Here is a 16,583-nt window from a genome sequence, read left to right as displayed (position 1 = left end):
CAGCAGCGCATCCAGCCCATCGTGTCCACGGAGGGGTGAGAGGGTGACCGGGGTCCGCAGGGCTACCAGGGTAACCAGGGTAACCAGGGCAACCAGGGCTTCCAGGGCAACCAGGGCAACCAGGGCTTCCAGGGCGACCGGGGTCCGCAGGGCTTCCAGGGTAACCAGGGTAACCAGGGCAACCAAGGCAACCAGGGCAACCAGGGCAACCAGGGCAACCAGGGTCCCGGCGTCAAGACGTACGTCAGGCTCGCCACCTTCGACCCGCCCGCCCAGACGGTGACTGCCACGTGCGACGCGGGCGACATCGCCACCGGCGGCGGATTCAACGGAAACAGCGCCAACGTCCAGACCAGCAGGCCCTTCACCTTCGGTAGTGGAGACACCCCCACGGGGTGGCAGGTTTCCGTCTCGGCTGCCCCTCCCAGCACCCCCCCAGGCTCCAACACGCAAACCGCCTATGTGGTCTGCGCCGATATCACCCCGTAACTCCCACGCGAGCGGTAGCGCGCTACCGGCCATTCGCTTCCGCTTCCCCTGGGAATGAGCGACGGTGCCCCCGAGGTTTCGGCCTCGCGGGCACCGTCCGCATTGTGTCCGCGCCCGCGACCTGGCGTCTGAAGCTTTGGTGCTGCGGACCCCGGGCAGCAAGAAAAACTCGGAGAAATATGCGCATCCTTGTGACCGGCGGCGCCGGATTCATCGGTTCGGAGTACGTCCGCCGACGGCTGGAATCGGATCCGTCAGCGCGGATCACCGTCCTCGACAAACTCACCTACTCGGGGGTCGAGGCCAATCTGGCACCGGTGGCGGTACATCCGGGCTACACCTTCGTCCGGGGCGACATCTGTGACCCGGACGTCGTCGACCAGGTGATGGCGGGGCAGGACGTGGTGGTGCATTTCGCCGCCGAGTCGCATGTGGACCGGTCGATCGAGGGGGCCGGCCCGTTCGTCCGCACCAATGTGATGGGAACCCAGGTGCTGCTGGACGCCGCGCACCGGCACGGTGTCGGCCGCTTCCTCCACGTCTCCACCGACGAGGTGTACGGCTCGATCAGTGAAGGCTCGTGGACCGAGGGATGGCCACTGGCGCCGAACTCCCCGTACTCCGCGTCGAAGGCCGGCTCCGACCTGCTCGCGCTCGCCTACCACCGCACCCACGGCCTGGACGTGGTGGTCACCCGGTGCACCAACAACTACGGGCCGTACCAGTTCCCCGAGAAGGTCATCCCGCTCTTCATCACCCACCTGATCGACGGGAGGACGGTCCCCCTGTACGGAGACGGCCGCAACCTCCGCGACTGGCTGCACGTCTCCGACCACTGCCGGGGCATCGACCTGGTCCTGCACGGCGGCAGGGCCGGGGAGGTCTACCACATCGGCGGCGGAACCGAGTTGAGCAACCACAAGCTCACCGGCCTGCTGCTGGACGCGGTCGGCGCGGGCTGGGACCGGGTCGAGTACGTGACCGACCGCAAAGGCCACGACCTGCGCTACTCGCTGGACGACAGCAAGATCCGCGAGCAGCTCGGCTACGCCCCGCAGGTCTCCTTCACCGACGGTCTGGCCGCCACGGTCGCCTGGTACCGCACACACCGTTCCTGGTGGGAGCCGCTGAAGGAGAGGGCCGAACCGCGATGACCACGAGCTGGCTGGTGACGGGTGCACACGGGCTCCTCGGCCAGGACGTGCTGGCCGAGCTCGCCGGCGATCCGGACGCCGCGGTGACGGGACTGGGCCGTGACCAGCTCGACATCACGGACCCGGCAGCCGCGCGCGCGGCCGTCGCCGGTCACGGGGTGGTCGTCAACTGCGCCGCCTGGACGGACGTCGACGGCGCCGAGCGGTCCGAGGCGGCGGCCACAGCCGTGAACGGCACGGGCGTCCGCCACCTCGCACGCGCCTGCGCGGACAGCGGCGCACTCCTGCTGCACATCTCCACCGACTACGTGTTCCCGGGCGACTCCCGTCGACCGTACCCGGAAGACGCACCGACGGATCCCGTCAACGCGTACGGACGGAGCAAACTGGCAGGGGAGCGGGCGGTCGTCGAGCTGCTGCCCCGCGCCGGATACATCGTGCGCACCGCCTGGCTCTACGGCGCGCACGGCCCCAACTTCGTGGCCACCATGCTGGAACTCGCCGCCCGGCGCGAAACCTTGGACGTGGTGGCCGATCAGCACGGTCAGCCGACATGGTCCCGTGCGCTCGCGCGGCAGTTGGCGGCCCTCGGCCATGCCGCCTTGGCCGGTCGGGCCCCGGCGGGCATTTACCACGGCACGGCGGCCGGTCACACCACCTGGTGCGGTCTGGCGCGTGAGACCTTCCGTCTCAGTGGCCTCGATCCCGAGCGGATCCGCCCGGTCGGCTCGGAGAAGTTCCCGCGTCCGGCAACCCGTCCGGCGTTCGGTGTACTCGGTCACGGCAACTGGCTGCGGGCCGGTCTCGCGCCACTGCCCAGCTGGGACGACCAGCTGACCGCGGCCTTGCAGGCGCCCGCCTTCGCCGCTCTGGCCGCCGCGGCGCGCACGGCCGGCGGACGCCTGGCGACCTGAGGGAGGGCGACGACCGAGACGGAACGGCCCAGAACGCGACGCGGCGCCCGGCGGAACCTGACCCCGCCGGGCGCCGCGTCGCGCAGGGTCCTAGACCAGCAGCGGTCCGCCGCACCGGGCGGCCCCCTCCTTCATCGCGATGAGGTTGGCGACCACGTACGAGATGTCGTTCTGGGAGTGCCACTCGGTCGGGAAGTAGGTGACCAGCCGTGACATCTGGAACTGGGCATCGAGGTCGGGCACGAAGGCACGGTACTCGTTGTCCGTGTAGTACCAGAACGAGTTCTCGTTGTAGAAGGCGACGTGAGACGGGTCCTGGTACGCGCCGCGGCCGTCGGAGCTGGGCGTCATGGTGAGGAGCATGCCGCCGGGCGCCAGCAGCCGGTACAGCTCGTTGATCAGCGGCACCTTCCCGGGCACGCGCTCCAGGAACTCGGTCGCCCGCACCAAGCCGACCGATCCGTCGGGCAGGTCCAGCTTCCCGGGCAGGGCCGCGACGAGGTCTACACCCTTTCCCGGGTACTGGTCCACGCCCACGTAGCCGGGCGGCTTCCGGCGGGCCGCGCCGAGGTCCAGCGCGAGCAGTCCGCGCCGCTGGCTCCAGGCGAGGGCGTTGGCCTCGATGTACTTGTCGTACAGGACGACTGTCTCGCGCTGGATGTGTGCGTTGATCTCCGGGTCGAGCTGGGTGTTCGAGGAATGGATCCGCTGGAGGTACAGGCAGCGGTTGATGTGGTGGAAGTCGCCGGCGTGGAAGAGACGGCACATCAGATCCTGGTCGTCCAGGACCGTACGCGTGGCGTCGTACCCGCCGACCTCCTCGTAGGTCTCCTTGCGAAACGCCCGGACATGGTTGGGCGCGTACCAGATGTACGAAACGTTGTGCGGCGTCGCCGCCATGGAAATGGCCTGCAGCAGCTTGCGGCCGTCGACGTCCACCTCCTCGTACTCCCAGCCGCACGTCTCGTCGAAACGGAGTTCCTCCCGCTCGCCTTCCTCGGTGATGTGCGCGGTGTTGCTGTAGACGAAAACGGCTTCGGGGTGCGCGTCGAACGCCTCGCCGAGCTCCGCCAGGCACGCGTTCGCCAGGAGGTCGTCGTGGTCGAGTTCCACGAGGATCTCGCCGCGCGCCAGTTCACAGGCCCTGCGCTTCGCCGCTCCGACGCCGCGGACGTCGTCCGCGACCTCCAGACGGACCCTCTCGTCGGGTCGCTCCGGCCGCCACCGGGCGCCGTTGTTGAGCAGGACGATCCACTCCCAGTCCGAACAGGTCTGCGCCTGCAGGGACGCCAGGCACTCATCGAGGAAACGGGGACGGTGGCTGGGGGTGAAGACAGAAAACCTGGGCGTCGCGGTCGACGTCATCTGATGCTCCCTGCTTGGCTCGATGTCGGGGAGGGGCTGACGGAATCCCGGAAATCTTCCGGTACTTGGGAACGCAGAGAGGGATCGGCCGCGACGGCACGCCGGAACTCGTCCCCGGCCTCGCCGGCGCGGCCCTTCTCCGCCAGGAGAAGCCCGAGTTGCATGTGGATCACGGCTGCTTCCGGTTCGGCGGCAACGGCACGCTTCAGGAGTTCCATGGTCCGGTCGGGGTCGCTCGACTTCAGCATCATCGCCTCGCTGAAGAGAGCCGACGTGTATGACGGATCGATCTTCAGAGCCTTGTCGTAGGCGGCACGGGCATCGCGCGTCTTGCCTTTCTGCTGCGCGATGAAGCCCAGGTTGTACCAGGCGAGCTTGTTGTGAGGGTCCAGTTTCAGCAGCCGCCCGTAGGTATTGGCCGCCCCCTCAGAGTCGTTGAGCTGTCGCTGTTGCAGAAGAGCGGTCTGCATAAGCGCGTCGACCTGTTGGTTCTTCGTCCAGATTGCTGGCGTGGTCTTGGAATCCTGGGCCAGGGTCGGATGGGGCTGAATCGCCCAGACGGTCACGCCTGTGGCAACCGCCAGCATTCCGGCGAGCCCTGCCCACAATCGCCTACGTTTCACTTGGTCACATCTCGCGAATAGTGAGGGACGGGTAGATGCGGCTGATTTCCGAATCACCGTCATCTTCGCCGACGTTACGAGGCGGTCCTGATGAGTCGCCATGTGGCAGGCACTTGGGGCTTGCAGACCACCCGAATGTACGCATCAAAGATGAGGTTCGCCGAATCGGATGTCGCGAATCTCGTGCTGTCATCGGGTAATTGGGCCGGCTGTTCGGAATTGCGTCCGCCGACAAGGCCGCCGTCGCGGTTGCTCAGGCCGATGAACACGACTGCCCGGGCCAGCCTCTTTGCGTGGCCGCAAACACCTGGATACCGTCACGCATCGGTCATTCGTCATCGCGGAGTTGGATGGTATCTGTGAAGCCAACGGTCTGCCTGAACATGATCGTCAAGGATGAAGCCCCGGTGATCCGGCGTTGTCTCGAATCCGTACGGCCCTTGATCGACACCTGGGTCATTCTGGACACGGGTTCGACCGACGGTACTCAGGACGTCATCCGCGACGTCTACAGCGATCTGCCCGGCGAACTGCACGAACGGCCCTGGAAGGGGTTTGACGGGAGCCGCACCGAGGCGATCGAACTCGCCCGCGCGGGCGCGGACTACCTGCTCTTCATGGACGCCGACGACGTCATGGAGGTGGGTTCCGGCTTCCGCATGCCGGAGCTGACGCTCGACGCCTACAGGGTCGCCCTGCACGAAGGGCCCAGCATCCATACGCGCCGTGCTCTGGTCTCAACGCGGCTGCCGTGGCGGTACGTCGGCGTCCTGCACGAGTACCTCGACTGCGGCTCGGGGACCACCGTCGGGACTCTCGAAGGTATTAACATCCTCATCGTGGGCGGCGGGGCACGCGGCAGGGGGGTAGGCCTGCGGGAGAAGTACCTGCGGGATGCGGAGACCCTCCAGCAAGGCCTGGTCAAGGAGCCTGACAACGCCCGTTACGTCTTCTACCTCGCCCAGAGCTTGAGCAACGCCGGTGAGCTGGAGAAGGCCCTCGAAGCCTATGACCGCCGGGCGGCCATGGACGGTTGGGCCGAGGAGGGCTTCGTCGCCCACCTCTCGGCCGCACGGCTCGCGGAAGCGCTTGAGCGGCCGCAGGCCGAGGTGATGGACCGCTACCTTCGTGCGCACGAGAGCCGCCCCTCGCGCGCCGAAGCGCTCGGCGACCTCGCGCGCCTGTGCCGTGTCAACGGCGGGCGCTGGCCGCTCGCCTACATGTTCGCGCGGCAGGCGGCGCGGATCCCGTATCCGAGCGACCACATGTGCGTCGAGTCCAGCTGGTACGACTGGCGCGCACTCGACGAACTGGCGGTGTCCGCGTATTGGGTCGGAGAGCACGAGGAGTCGAAGAGTTGCTGCGAACGCCTCCTCAACGGCGGCAAGTTGCCCACCGAACATCGCGAGCGTCTGACTCAGAACCTTGAGATCGCACAACGCGAGCTCGGCTCGAAGGAGCTCGTAGGAGCTTGACACGGCGAGGGCGGGGGATCGGCTGCGACGGCACGACGGAACTGGTCCTCGGCCTCGTCGGCGCGGTCCCTTTCTGCCAGGATCTGTCCGAGTTGCAGGTACCAGGCGACCGTGACGTTGCCAGCGGTACCGGAATCCGAACCACCGTCATCTCCGCCGACGTCATGAGGTCGTCCTGACGAGCTGTCATGCGGCAGGTGCCTGGGAATTGCAGACCACCCGAATGCACCCTTCATCCTCTGACAGGCCACCATCATGGCGCTCACGCCTATGAGAGCGGCTGCCTTGACGTCATGCGACGTCGGCGGCGAGCTGCCCGGCGCGCTGCACGAGCGGCCCTGGAACGGGTATGCCGGAAGGGGCTCGACCTGTCGGAGTCCGACCTCGATTTCCAGCGCACCGTCGACAAGGACGTGTGGCGTGTGTTGGTGCGGTGTCTGGGCCGCGCCCCACGCGGGCAGAGCCGCGCGGCTGATGCCCACCACGTACCGAACCACGCCGAACGTAGTCCCGGCGTCCATTTCCGGCATCACCCGTACCCCGACCGGGAATTCGCGGGACACTCGGGACATCCTGCAACGAACCCCCGAAATGAGGTGAGCGGGGTGCGCACACCCGTCAGTGACCCCATGAAGATCGGCCCGTACCGCATTGTGGGGCGGCTCGGCTCCGGCGGGATGGGATGGGTGTATCTCGGCCGTTCGCCCGCCGGGCGCGAGGTCGCGGTGAAGGTGGTGCGACCCGAGCTCGCGGCGGAGGGCGAGTTCAGGGAGCGTTTCGCACGCGAGGTGGCGGCCGCGCGGGTGGTGAGCGGCGCGTACACCGCCGCCGTGATCGACGCCGACACCGAGGCCGAACTGCCCTGGCTCGCCACGATGTACGTACCCGGTCCCTCGCTCGCCGAGGCGGTCCGTACCGACGGGCCGCTGCCCGAGCCGCAGGTACGACGGCTCGGTGCGGGCCTGGTCGAAGCGTTACAGGCCATCCACGCCGCCCGCGTGGTGCACCGGGACCTGAAACCGGCGAACGTGCTCCTCGCCTCAGACGGACCCCGCGTCATCGACTTCGGGATCTCCCGGGTCGACGGCGCCCCCGCGCTGACCCGGGCCGGCGTCGTGGTCGGCACCCCGCCGTTCATGTCGCCCGAGCAGGTCAAGGGGGCGCAAGTGGGGCCACCTAGCGACGTCTTCTCCCTCGGCGGGGTCCTCGTGTACGCCCTCACGGGCCGCCCGCCGCACGGCGGCGGGGAGGCGGTGCGCTACCGGGTCGTCCTCGCCGAGCCCGAACTCGACGGCGTACCGCGGGGAATGCGGGAGCTGATCGGGCGCTGCCTTGCCAAGCGACCCGAGGACCGGCCTCAGCCGGCCGATCTGCTGACCGAGTTGCTGGAGCAGAACCCCAAGCCGGCGTCGTGGCCACCGCCCACCGTGGCCCGGAGCATCAAAGTGCGCACCCGTGAGCTGGCGGTCCGCCGCGGGGCCGGTACGAGCGTTTCCGTCCCGTCCTGTCTGCTGCTGCACGCCCAGGCGCTGCTGGACGCCGGACTGACCGACGCGATGGTCGCCGAGGCGGTGGGCCGTGGCGGTGCCTGAGCCCTTTGTCGGCCGGGAGTCCGTCCCCGGCCGGGAACGCGACATACTCGAAGTGGGCGCGCACTGGCGCCGGTTGGTGCAGAACTGGGTGGCCCGACGGAATTACCACACCATGACCGACACCGTTTCCGTGTCCCTGCAATTCGATCTCAAGGAAACGGGGCGGATGGTCACGGTGCGGTTCATGACCACCAAGAGACTCCTTGTTGCCTTTGCGACGGACGGTCATTATCTGCGCCAGGACCAACTGGCAGTCGCCGCCGCGGCATCGAACGCATGGAATACCGAACAACTGAATCCCATGCTCTCCGTGTGGGACGTACGAGGACCGCGCCCCTGTCTCGCCGGAGTCTGCGATCTGCCGCTGACCTGTCGGATGACACAAACGGATTTCGACGCTTTGGCCAGCGATTGGGTGGAACGGGCGCGGCAGATGTTCACCCGTTGCCATCAGGTCTTCAAGTTGTAGAAGTGAGAACCGGCCTGTGCCCCAAACCTCTTCCGGGCGCCCGCCGGTTACCCCCACTATGGGCGGGTGCCTTTCAGGCCACGGGGGTTGTGCATGCGACGTTCACTGTATTTCGTTGTGCTTCTGGGGTTGTGGGGCACGGTGATGTCCGCGGGAGTGGCGGGGGCGACCGTCCCCTCGTGCGAGAAGGACTTCGGAGCGCGCCTCGACTGCTGGTCCCGCTGGATCGGCGAAGGTACCTTCGTGGTCACCCTGGACGGCGCGCTGCCGTTCGACGGCGCCCAGAAGGACCGCAGGGATGTCGAGCAGCGCGTGCTGAACGCTCGCAGCCACCTCGTGGTCGAGGTGCCGGCGAACCAGCACACCGGCCCGGGCGGCACGGCCCTGCTCCTGCTCGCCGGGGTGCGCTGGGTGGAGGCGAGCGTCCACATCGACCAGCTGTCGCCCGAGGCCGTGCAGGACCTGAAGGCCGTGGGCGCGTGCGACGTCAAGAACCGCGACGACCTGTGCGCCCGGCTCGCCACCCACGCCCTGCGCGGCAGCGACCTGATCAAGGCGGACCCGAGGAGCGACCGCTCCCAGCACGTCTACTCCGTCGTCGCGCCCGCCGACCCGGTCACCGGCAGCCCTCCCACGGCCCACACCTCCTCCAAACAGGCCAAGGACACGAAGTCCTCCGGCCCGCTCTTCGACAAGAAGACCACGGCGCTCACCGCCCTCTGCGCCCTGCTCGTCCTGCTCCTCACCGCCTTCCTGGTCCTCGTCCGCCGCTCCTCCCGGGGCCCCGCGACCGCCGCCCCCCACCTCGCCGCGCCCGCCGCCCCCCACCTCGCCGCGCCCGCCGCCGCGCCCGCCGCCGAGCCCACCGCACCGGCCCCGCGACCCCGGGTGCCCGACGAGCAGACGACCCGGCTCAGGGCCGCACCCGCCTCCCGCCACGAACGCGAGGTCGGCGACCGGAAGGAACCCGCCCGTTCCGCGGTCGTCCGCACCGAACTGCACCCCCAGGGCTATGTCGAGCTGGACCACGTCCTGTACCGGGCGGTGTGGGCCGACCCGGGGCGTCCGCCGCCCGCCCCTGGCGGACTCGTCGACGTCACCGACGCGCGCGAACGGGACTCCGACGTCCTGTACGCCTTTCCGACGGCCGCAGGACGCCACGACCAGCACACGCGGCCCTGAGTTCGCACACCAGGAGAGACCAAGATGCACAGCGAATACCCGCCCACGCTGCCGGCGGAGTACGCCGACATCGAGTTCGAGAACAACGCGCAGCGCCTGCCGCTCGTGCTCTGCCTCGACACCTCCAGCTCCATGGCGGGGGCGCCCATCCAGACGCTCAACAACGCGCTCATGGAGTGGACCCGGGAACTGCACGACGACGTCAGTCTCAGCTACAGCGTCGAGGTCGCCGTCATCACCTTCGGCGGCCAGGGCGTCGGCGCCTGGCGCGGGCCCCAGCTCCTCGACCCGCGCGCCCCGGTGAGCCCCTTCGTGCCCGCCCACCTGTTCCGGCCGCCCCAGCTCGCCGCCGCCGGGGTGACGCTGATGACCGAGGCGCTGGAACTGTCGATGCACATCGTCGCCGCCCGCAAGGCCGAGCTGCGCGCCTCCGGACTGCAGTACTACCGGCCGCAGATCTGCCTGGTCACCGACGGACTGCCGACCGACGGCACCGGCCATCTCACCGACTCCTGGCATCGGTTGATCCCCGTCCTCGCCGAGGAACAGCGCGCCCGCCGCTTCCGGCTCTACGCGATAGGCGTCGGCGGCATCACCGACATGGGCGAACAGGTCCTCCAGGCCTTCGCGCCGAAGTTCAACGCCCGCCTCCAGGGCTTCCCCTTCCGTGAGCTGCTGCAGATGATGTCCGCCAGCGCGAACGCCGAGCAGAAAGGCGCGGGCGACGAGGTCTTCGAGAAGATCTTCAGCCAGTTCAAGACCCAGCGCCCGGCCTGGGAATCCTGACCGATGGCGGAGAGGGGCGGGAAGGAGAGGGGCGAGCGGGAGTCGCCCTGGCGCGTCCACGGCATGAGCGTCGAGGGCTACCGGCACCGGCGTCAGGGCCTGCCCTGCCAGGACGCCTGCGCGTACACGGTGTCACCGTCGGTGGTGGTGCTCGCGGTCGCGGACGGCGCGGGCAGCCGGCCGCGCTCCGACGAGGGCTCCCGGCTCGCGGTGGAGCTGGCCGCCGAGCACTTCGGACGGCGGGCGGCCGCGGCGGCGGACAGCGGGCCCGCGGCGGCCGTGCGCGAACTGCTCGTGGATGCCTTCCACGACGTCAGCAAGGTGTTCCTGGACACCACCGGCGCGAACGCCGCCGACTTCGCCACCACCCTCACCGTCGTGGTGCTCGCCCCGGACTGGCTGGGCCATCTCACCCTCGGCGACGGCTTCGTCGTCGTACGCGCCGGCACGGAGGACGGTGAGCGGCAGTTCCATCTGCTGCCGCAGGCCGCAGAGGCCAGCGAGTACAGCAACGAGACGGTCTTCCTCACCTCGCCGGACGCGGCCCGCTGGGTGCGGACCGACTGTGTGTCCGACCCCGGGATCGACGGGGTGCTGCTGTCCACCGACGGACTCGCGCAGGCCGCGCTCAACCGCTCCGCCGACGGCGCGTCGAGCCCGAACGCGTCCTTCGCCGACGCCGTCTTCCGCTCCCTGGACGCTCCGGGACCGGTGTCGGACAACGCGCACGAGGCACTGGCCGCGCTGCTCAGGTCGGACCGGCTGACCGCGCTGAACGCCGACGACAAGACCCTGCTGCGGGCCGTCCGCAAGGGGCGCCCATGAGCGGCCTCACCGTGTTCCTGGACGGCAAGCCCGTCACCCTCGCGGAACTGCCGCTCAAGGGCGGCGGCCAGGCGGCCGTCTTTCCGGTGGTCGGCGACGACGCGATCGTCGTCAAGCTCTACCGCGAACCCCCGGGCCCCGAGCAGGAGCGCCGGCTGACCCGGATGCTGACCATGTCCCCGCTCGCCGCCCGCCCCACCAACGCCTCCCAGCCGCCCGAACTGGCCTGGCCCACGGCCCTCGCTCGCGGCGCGCGCGGGGAGTTCCTCGGCTACGCCATGCGGCGCTTCGGCGAACCCGCGCACATCCAGCTGATCGGCCTGTTCACCCGTGCCCAGCGGCGCAAGCTCTTCCCCGAGCGGGCCGACTGGCGCTTCCTGCTCGGAGTCGCCTGGAACCTCGCGTTCATGACCGCCCGCATGCACCACGACAACCTCGTCATCGGCGACTTCTCCAGCAGCAACGTCGTCGTCGACGCGAACGGCTTCGTCACCTTCCTCGACTGCGACTCCATCGCCTTCACCGACCCGGCGACCGGGGAACTCTTCCCCTGTCTGATGCACACCACCGACTACTCGCCCCCCGAGCGCCAGGCGGGCGGCCCGGCCAGCCGCGCCACCGACGACTTCGCCCTCGCGGTCCTCGTCTACCAGCTCCTGACGGCCGGCAACCACCCCTTCGGAGGCGTCCCGCACGACAGCGCGTCCGAGTCGACCGTCAAGGACAACATCGCCGCCAGCTGCTCCTACGTGGTCCGCCCCGAACGGGTCGTCATCCCGCGCGGCACCGTCGACCCCTCCGTCCTGCCGCCGGAGCTGCTCACCCTGGCCCGCGCCGCGTTCGGCCCCGGCGTCCTCGCCCCCGCCGCCCGGCCTCCCGCGGAGGCCTGGCTGCGCGCCCTGAACAAGGAGCGCTCCCAGGTGCGGATCTGCCCGAGCCGCCCGCTGCACGCGTACGGCTCCCATCTGACGTCCTGCCCGTGGTGTACCCGGGTGGCGACCACGGGCCACGACGTGTTCAACGGACCCGCGCCGCTCCCGCTGCCGGACCCGCCGCCGCGGGAGGAGGAGCGGCCGGGCGGGCGTCTGCGCTCGGCGCTGAAGGTCGCCGTGCTGGTCGCGCTGGTGGTGGTCCTGGCGGTCGTCGCGAAGCAACTGGGCGGCGGTTGATCACTGCGAGCGGCCGCGGTCCTCCAGATAGCGCGTGTGCGACTCCTGGCGCCGGGCCTCGATCTCCCGCAGGGCCGCCGCGAGCCGGTCCGCCTCCTCGTGCAGCAGGGTGAGCTGGCGCTCCAGGTGGCGCTCCGGCGGTTCGGTGCCGGGCGTCAGCCGGGTCCACCACCGTGTCCGTACGAAGGTGTCGACGGCCTCGGGGATGTCTTGACGTACGGCACGGGACAGCGCGTGCACGCCCTCCGGGTCCTGCACGAGCACCTCGGCGACCCAGCCGGGATCCAGCAGGGCGGTCAGGAGCTCGGTCAGTTCGGTGAGCCGGCCCGCCGCCGCCGGGGGCAGTTCCACACCGTCCAGATACTCCCGCAGGCGGCCGAAGTCGCCACGTAGCTCCTCCAGTTGGGCCGAGGGATCCGGGAAGTCCGGCAGCGGCGGCCGCTCCGGCGGGGCGATCAGGGCGCCCGCCCCGTACAGCCCCGCGACGACGACCGGCCAGTACGGGCCCGCGACCCCCGCGAAGGTGAGGGCCAGACCGACGAGCCCGCAGGCGCTGCCGGTGAGGTTCTTGCGGGACTCCAGATACCTCAGTGGGTTCTTATTGGTAGCCACGGATCTCCTCGAAGGCGCCGTCGAGCGAACCCTTGCGGGCGTCGAAGAGGCGGCCGCCGGTCAGGTCGGCGATGTGCTGGAGCTCGCCCCGGTCGGAGTCGCCGAACAGGATCGGGAAGACCGGGATCTCCTTCTGCCCGCCCGGCAGCCGACCGTAGAAGCCGTCGAAGTCCTCGGGGTCGGCGCCGCTCGTGTTCTCGCCGTCCGTCATCAGCACGATCGACGTGAACGTGTCGCCGCCCGCGCCCAGATGCTCGTACGCCTTCTCCAGCGACGTGTAGATCGCGGTGTTGCCGGAGGCGCTGAGGGCCTCGGTGTCCTTGCGGATGCCGTCGAGACCAGCCCCCGGGTCCTCGGGCCGCACCACGTGCGTGTGGACGCTCTTGACCTTCGAGCCGAACGGCATCAGCGTCACCTCCTCGCGGTCGCGGAAGTCGCCCGTCAGCCCGGTGAGCGCCTTCTTCAGCCGGTCGAGCCGGCCGCCGCCCATCGAGCCGGAGGTGTCGAGGACGTACACGGTCCGGGAGGGCCGGCGGAGCTTGTTCTCGTAGGAGTCCAGGAGGCGGTCGGCGACGGACCGGCTGCCGGGGAAGGGGAGTTCACGCCGGCGGCCGGTGTCGAGGCCGGCCGCCGGGGAGACGGAGGCGACGACCGGGCGGCGCCGCGTCTGCTGAGTGATCTCCCGCTGGACGGCCGGAGCGCGCAGCGCCTCGGTGAGGCGGCGGACACTCTCGCGGGTGTCCTTGCTGGAGGAGGCGAGCGAGGAGAGCGGGTAGTCGGCGGTCACCACGCCGTCGCGCGGGCGGATGACCGTCAGCCCCTTCATGCCCTTGAGAATCGACTCGTAGTTGAGCAGGGCGTCCACGGTGCCGCGCCGCTCGTACGCCGTCGCCAGCCAGCCCGAGGACCCCGACGTCAGCTTCTGCCCCTTGAAGAACTCCTTCAGGCGCCCGGTCGCCTTCGCCACGTCCGCGTCCGTGAGCGCCGACTGCGCCCCGGACAGGCCCGAGGCCACCGAGATCAGCGTGGAGAAACCGGAGTTGGAGCGGGCCGGATCGGTCATGCCGTATGTCAGCTTCCCGTCCGCGACGGCCTTCTCGACCTGCGACCAGGTGACGTCCTCGGGCTTCCAGTCCAGCGCGCTCACGGTCGCCGGCTTCACCCCGATCGCCACCGGGCTCGACATGATCGGCGTCTGGGAGACGACCTTCTTCGCCGCTTCGGGGCGCAGCCGCAGATAGTCGTCGGACGACAGCCACAGTGCGTCGTACGCGCCGTCCACCTTGCCCTTCGCGAGCAGGTCGACGGCGGAGAGGGTGCCCATGTAGGTGGGGCGGACCTTGATACCGGTGTCCTTGCGGACCTGTTCGAGGATCGGCGCCATGTCGCTGAGCTCGCTGGAGGCGAGGACGCGCAGGGTGCCGGGTTCGGGGGCGTTGCTGTCGGACCCCTGCTTCTGGTCCTGCGTCGTGCAGCCGGTGACCGCGGCGGTGGCCGTGACGGCGAGCAGGGACACGACGGCGTAGGCCGTACGACGTCTCACGCGGAGCCCCCTTCCAGGGCGCCCTGCGAGCGGCTGCGTTCCAAGTAGGCGCTCGCGTGCTGGAGTTCGGACGTGAGGGACTCGACGGTCGCGGCCATCGACTCGGTCGCCCGGACCTTGTACGTGTCGATGGCGTCGAGGGTGCGGTAGATCTGCTGGAAGGCGGTGCGCAGGGTCTCCGCGCCGACGGCCGGGTCGGCGGCGATGCGCTGGATCTCCCCGCTCTGGGTGGCGAGCATCTCGGCGTTGCCGCGGATCAGGTCCTCGGTCGTGCCGCGCAGGGCGTTGACCTGGTCGACGACCTTGCGCTGGTTCTCGAGGGCGGAGGCCAGCATCACGGAGATGCGCAGTGCGGACACCGTGGTGGTGGCGGCGCGGTCGACGCCCTTGATGAGTTCGTCGTTGTTGCGTCGGACCACGTCCATGGCCAGATAGCCCTGCGCGCACACCGCGAGCTGGGTCAGCAGGTCCTGGTGCTTCTGCCGGACGGGGAAGAGGACGTCGGCGCGCAGGGTGTCAGCCTGTGCGGGGTCCACGGCCTCGGCGGCGGCGATGTGCTCCTCGACCGCCGTGTCCAGGGCCTGGGTGAGGACGACGTACTCCTGGAGCTTGCCCATCGTCTCCCAGAGCCGGAGGCGCTCGGTCTGCAACGCGGCGTTGTCGCGGCGCAGTTCGTCCTGGCCGCCGCGCAGCGAGCCCACGATCTTGTTCAGGGTGGCCTGCGAGGAGGCGTACTTGGCGATGTGGTCCCGCAGCTTGTTGCCGCCGGGCAGCTTGGACAGGAACTTCCGCCCCTTGCTCGCGGGCAGGTCGCGCGGGTCCAGGTCCTCGACCACACGTCGGAGTTCGACCAGCGAGCCCGCCACGTGCGACTGGGCGTCCCCGCCCTTGTCGGGCAGGCTGCGCAGGGTGCGCTCCAGCATGCGGTTGGACTGCGCGGCGGCGCCCCGCATCTCGCTCGCGCCGAGGCCCGCGATCTCCCCGACCTTGCCCGCGAACTCGGGCGAGCGGGCGTCGAGGGCGGCGAGAGAGCCGACGTACTCGGCGGCCCGGCGTGCCATCTCGTCCTGGACGGACGGGTCGACGGGCACCAGCCCGCCCGCCTTCTCACGGGGCACGGGCGCGACGGCCTCGGGCGGTGTGAGGGTGAAGGTGTCTTCGGTCGTCACGTGCTTTCCCCCTGGTTCCCGGCCCGGCGCGCCATCTCGTGCAGCACCTTGTAGGCGGGCACGGGCGCCTGCCGGACGCCGGTCAGCTTCTGGTTGAGATAGGTGGCGTGGGCGGCGGTGGCCGCCGTGAACTCCCCGGTCGCGCCCTGCGGCCGGAACCCGTGCCTGACGGCGAGCCTGCGCAGGGCCGGGTCACTGCTCAGGAGCTCACCGAGCGCGCGGCCCTCGGGAGTGAGGGGGACGACGGTGTGGTCGCTGTTCGCCGTGGTGTCCGGGTAGAGGACGGTGAGGTCACCGATGTCCTGGCCCTGGTTGAGCAGCGCGGCGACCTGCGACTCGTACACGAGCACGAGCGGGTTCCCGGCCCCGCTGATGAAGTCCCGGAACGCCGCGTCCGTGCTGGACTGCTGGGCGCCCTGGACGCTGACGAGCTTGTGCATGAGGGGCGCGGTGCGCCCGACGGCGGCGGCGCCGGCCGCGACCCGGCCGCCGTCGGCGACGTACGAGGCGGCGGCGAGGTAGAGCGCGCCGGAGTTGGAGGTGTTCGGATCGGTGCTGGCGATGAAGAGCGTGCCGGTCAGCTCGCCGTGCGCCGCGGCCCCCTTGAGCTGCTGCCAGGTCCGGTCCTGCCCGGCGGCCTTGAGGTACGCGGCCATCCTGAGCGTGCCGGTGCCCTTGCCGACGGTCGCGAGACCGTTCGCCGCCAGAACCTCGGCGGCGCTGCGGTGCGCGACGACCACGAGGGGCGAGTAGAACGGGCGCGGCAGCGGCTGCCGTACGTCGTACTTGGCGGCCAGCTCGTCGGCCGGGGCCTGGCTGGAGGGGAAGGCGAAGTCGTACCCCTTGAGGTCCAGGCCGTCCATGGCCCAGGACCCGGAGGTCTCCGTCTTCACGGTGAAGCCCTTGGCAGCCAGGGCCTTCACCACGTCGGGATCGGCGAAGAACTCCGCCTTCTCCGATCCGATCACTCCTCGCACGGTCTTCGTTGCCGTGCCCTTGTCCTGACCTTCGCGGCCCCCGATGACGGCTGCTGCCACGCCGCCGATCAACAGGACCGCCAGGACGATTCCCGCGATGCGTCTCACATCGAGGAGCGTGCTCCCGGAACCCAACATTCCCGGCCGCACCGGGTGAACGGAGGGTGTCCGACCGATCCCGGTATGCAACCGGAACGGCGGCCTCCTGCCGCGGGTGTCACCAGGTGGAGGGCGCGGGG

The 16,583-nt window shown here is 69.9% G+C and carries 16 protein-coding genes; 9 read left to right on the top strand and 7 right to left on the bottom strand.

The genetic code is table 11. The features are described from left to right. Positions 1-186 (bottom strand): hypothetical protein (locus ACFVWD_RS39355; protein WP_389602791.1); only part of this gene is annotated, 186 nt, incomplete at its 3' end. A 482-nt stretch (positions 187-668) separates the two neighbouring features. On the opposite strand from ACFVWD_RS39355, the gene rfbB reads away from it, so the two are divergent. Next, positions 669-1,643 carry a dTDP-glucose 4,6-dehydratase gene (gene rfbB, locus ACFVWD_RS39350; protein ID WP_389602790.1) on the top strand — a complete coding sequence of 325 codons (975 nt, stop codon included), beginning with the start codon at positions 669-671 and terminating at the stop codon, positions 1,641-1,643. Beyond that, on the top strand, positions 1,640-2,557 hold the full coding sequence (gene rfbD / locus ACFVWD_RS39345; protein ID WP_389602789.1) for a dTDP-4-dehydrorhamnose reductase: 918 nt from the start codon (positions 1,640-1,642) through the stop codon (positions 2,555-2,557). The genes rfbB and rfbD overlap by 4 nt, the downstream gene beginning before the upstream one ends. Before the next feature lie 90 nt (positions 2,558-2,647). Here rfbD and ACFVWD_RS39340 read toward each other — a convergent pair whose 3' ends face one another. Continuing rightward, complete coding sequence (locus ACFVWD_RS39340; RefSeq protein ID WP_389602788.1) at positions 2,648-3,922, bottom strand: glycosyltransferase; 1,275 nt, start codon at positions 3,920-3,922, stop codon at positions 2,648-2,650. Further along, positions 3,919-4,509 carry a tetratricopeptide repeat protein gene (locus ACFVWD_RS39335; protein ID WP_389602787.1) on the bottom strand — a complete coding sequence of 197 codons (591 nt, stop codon included), beginning with the start codon at positions 4,507-4,509 and terminating at the stop codon, positions 3,919-3,921. Before ACFVWD_RS39335 ends, ACFVWD_RS39340 begins: the two co-directional genes overlap by 4 nt. 236 nt (positions 4,510-4,745) lie before the next feature. Between ACFVWD_RS39335 and ACFVWD_RS39330 the strand changes: the two genes are divergently transcribed. The 7 genes from ACFVWD_RS39330 to ACFVWD_RS39300 all read left to right on the top strand — a co-directional run bounded on the left by ACFVWD_RS39330 (position 4,746) and on the right by ACFVWD_RS39300 (position 12,043). Further along, a complete protein-coding gene (locus ACFVWD_RS39330; RefSeq protein ID WP_389602786.1) occupies positions 4,746-6,020 on the top strand; it encodes a glycosyltransferase in 1,275 nt (424 codons plus the stop codon). A gap of 605 nt (positions 6,021-6,625) precedes the next feature. Continuing rightward, positions 6,626-7,612 (top strand): protein kinase, encoded by a 987-nt coding sequence (locus ACFVWD_RS39325; protein ID WP_389602785.1) that lies wholly within the window; start codon positions 6,626-6,628, stop codon positions 7,610-7,612. After that, complete coding sequence (locus tag ACFVWD_RS39320) at positions 7,599-8,081, top strand: hypothetical protein (protein ID WP_389602784.1); 483 nt, start codon at positions 7,599-7,601, stop codon at positions 8,079-8,081. The genes ACFVWD_RS39325 and ACFVWD_RS39320 overlap by 14 nt, the downstream gene beginning before the upstream one ends. Before the next feature lie 93 nt (positions 8,082-8,174). Then, entirely contained in the window at positions 8,175-9,263 is a 1,089-nt protein-coding gene (locus tag ACFVWD_RS39315) for a hypothetical protein (RefSeq protein ID WP_389602783.1), read from the top strand. A gap of 24 nt (positions 9,264-9,287) precedes the next feature. After that, positions 9,288-10,049, top strand: a complete 762-nt coding sequence (locus ACFVWD_RS39310) for a hypothetical protein (protein WP_389602782.1) — start codon at positions 9,288-9,290, stop codon at positions 10,047-10,049. 3 nt (positions 10,050-10,052) lie between these two features. Further along, positions 10,053-10,874 (top strand): PP2C family serine/threonine-protein phosphatase, encoded by an 822-nt coding sequence (locus ACFVWD_RS39305; protein ID WP_389602781.1) that lies wholly within the window; start codon positions 10,053-10,055, stop codon positions 10,872-10,874. Continuing rightward, a complete protein-coding gene (locus ACFVWD_RS39300; RefSeq protein ID WP_389602780.1) occupies positions 10,871-12,043 on the top strand; it encodes a hypothetical protein in 1,173 nt (390 codons plus the stop codon). The genes ACFVWD_RS39305 and ACFVWD_RS39300 overlap by 4 nt, the downstream gene beginning before the upstream one ends. On the opposite strand, the gene ACFVWD_RS39295 is transcribed toward ACFVWD_RS39300, so the two are convergent. From ACFVWD_RS39295 to ACFVWD_RS39280, 4 genes are read right to left on the bottom strand one after another with little or no spacing between them, the layout of a single operon-like run. After that, a complete protein-coding gene (locus ACFVWD_RS39295) occupies positions 12,044-12,655 on the bottom strand; it encodes a hypothetical protein (protein WP_389602779.1) in 612 nt (203 codons plus the stop codon). Next, complete coding sequence (locus ACFVWD_RS39290) at positions 12,642-14,198, bottom strand: substrate-binding domain-containing protein (RefSeq protein WP_389602778.1); 1,557 nt, start codon at positions 14,196-14,198, stop codon at positions 12,642-12,644. Before ACFVWD_RS39290 ends, ACFVWD_RS39295 begins: the two co-directional genes overlap by 14 nt. Further along, complete coding sequence (locus ACFVWD_RS39285; RefSeq protein WP_389602777.1) at positions 14,195-15,367, bottom strand: toxic anion resistance protein; 1,173 nt, start codon at positions 15,365-15,367, stop codon at positions 14,195-14,197. The genes ACFVWD_RS39290 and ACFVWD_RS39285 overlap by 4 nt, the downstream gene beginning before the upstream one ends. Beyond that, on the bottom strand, positions 15,364-16,452 hold the full coding sequence (locus ACFVWD_RS39280) for a hypothetical protein (RefSeq protein ID WP_389602776.1): 1,089 nt from the start codon (positions 16,450-16,452) through the stop codon (positions 15,364-15,366). The genes ACFVWD_RS39285 and ACFVWD_RS39280 overlap by 4 nt, the downstream gene beginning before the upstream one ends. Positions 16,453-16,583: the final 131 nt, after the last annotated feature.

The sequence above is a fragment of the Streptomyces sp. NPDC058086 genome (genome assembly GCF_042885015.1).
Lineage (GTDB): Bacteria > Actinomycetota > Actinomycetes > Streptomycetales > Streptomycetaceae > Streptomyces.
This window is presented reverse-complemented; position numbering and strand designations above follow the sequence as displayed.

What these genes read in the sequence shown, in the direction of transcription:
- rfbB (WP_389602790.1), top strand. Translation starts at nt 669, where the DNA reads ATGCGCATCCTTGTGACCGGCGGCGCCGGATTCATCGGTTCGGAGTAC.
- ACFVWD_RS39335 (WP_389602787.1), bottom strand. Translation starts at nt 4,509, where the DNA reads ATGCTGGCGGTTGCCACAGGCGTGACCGTCTGGGCGATTCAGCCCCAT.
- rfbD (WP_389602789.1), top strand. Translation starts at nt 1,640, where the DNA reads ATGACCACGAGCTGGCTGGTGACGGGTGCACACGGGCTCCTCGGCCAG.
- ACFVWD_RS39315 (WP_389602783.1), top strand. Translation starts at nt 8,175, where the DNA reads ATGCGACGTTCACTGTATTTCGTTGTGCTTCTGGGGTTGTGGGGCACG.
- ACFVWD_RS39310 (WP_389602782.1), top strand. Translation starts at nt 9,288, where the DNA reads ATGCACAGCGAATACCCGCCCACGCTGCCGGCGGAGTACGCCGACATC.
- ACFVWD_RS39305 (WP_389602781.1), top strand. Translation starts at nt 10,053, where the DNA reads ATGGCGGAGAGGGGCGGGAAGGAGAGGGGCGAGCGGGAGTCGCCCTGG.
- ACFVWD_RS39340 (WP_389602788.1), bottom strand. Translation starts at nt 3,922, where the DNA reads ATGACGTCGACCGCGACGCCCAGGTTTTCTGTCTTCACCCCCAGCCAC.
- ACFVWD_RS39300 (WP_389602780.1), top strand. Translation starts at nt 10,871, where the DNA reads ATGAGCGGCCTCACCGTGTTCCTGGACGGCAAGCCCGTCACCCTCGCG.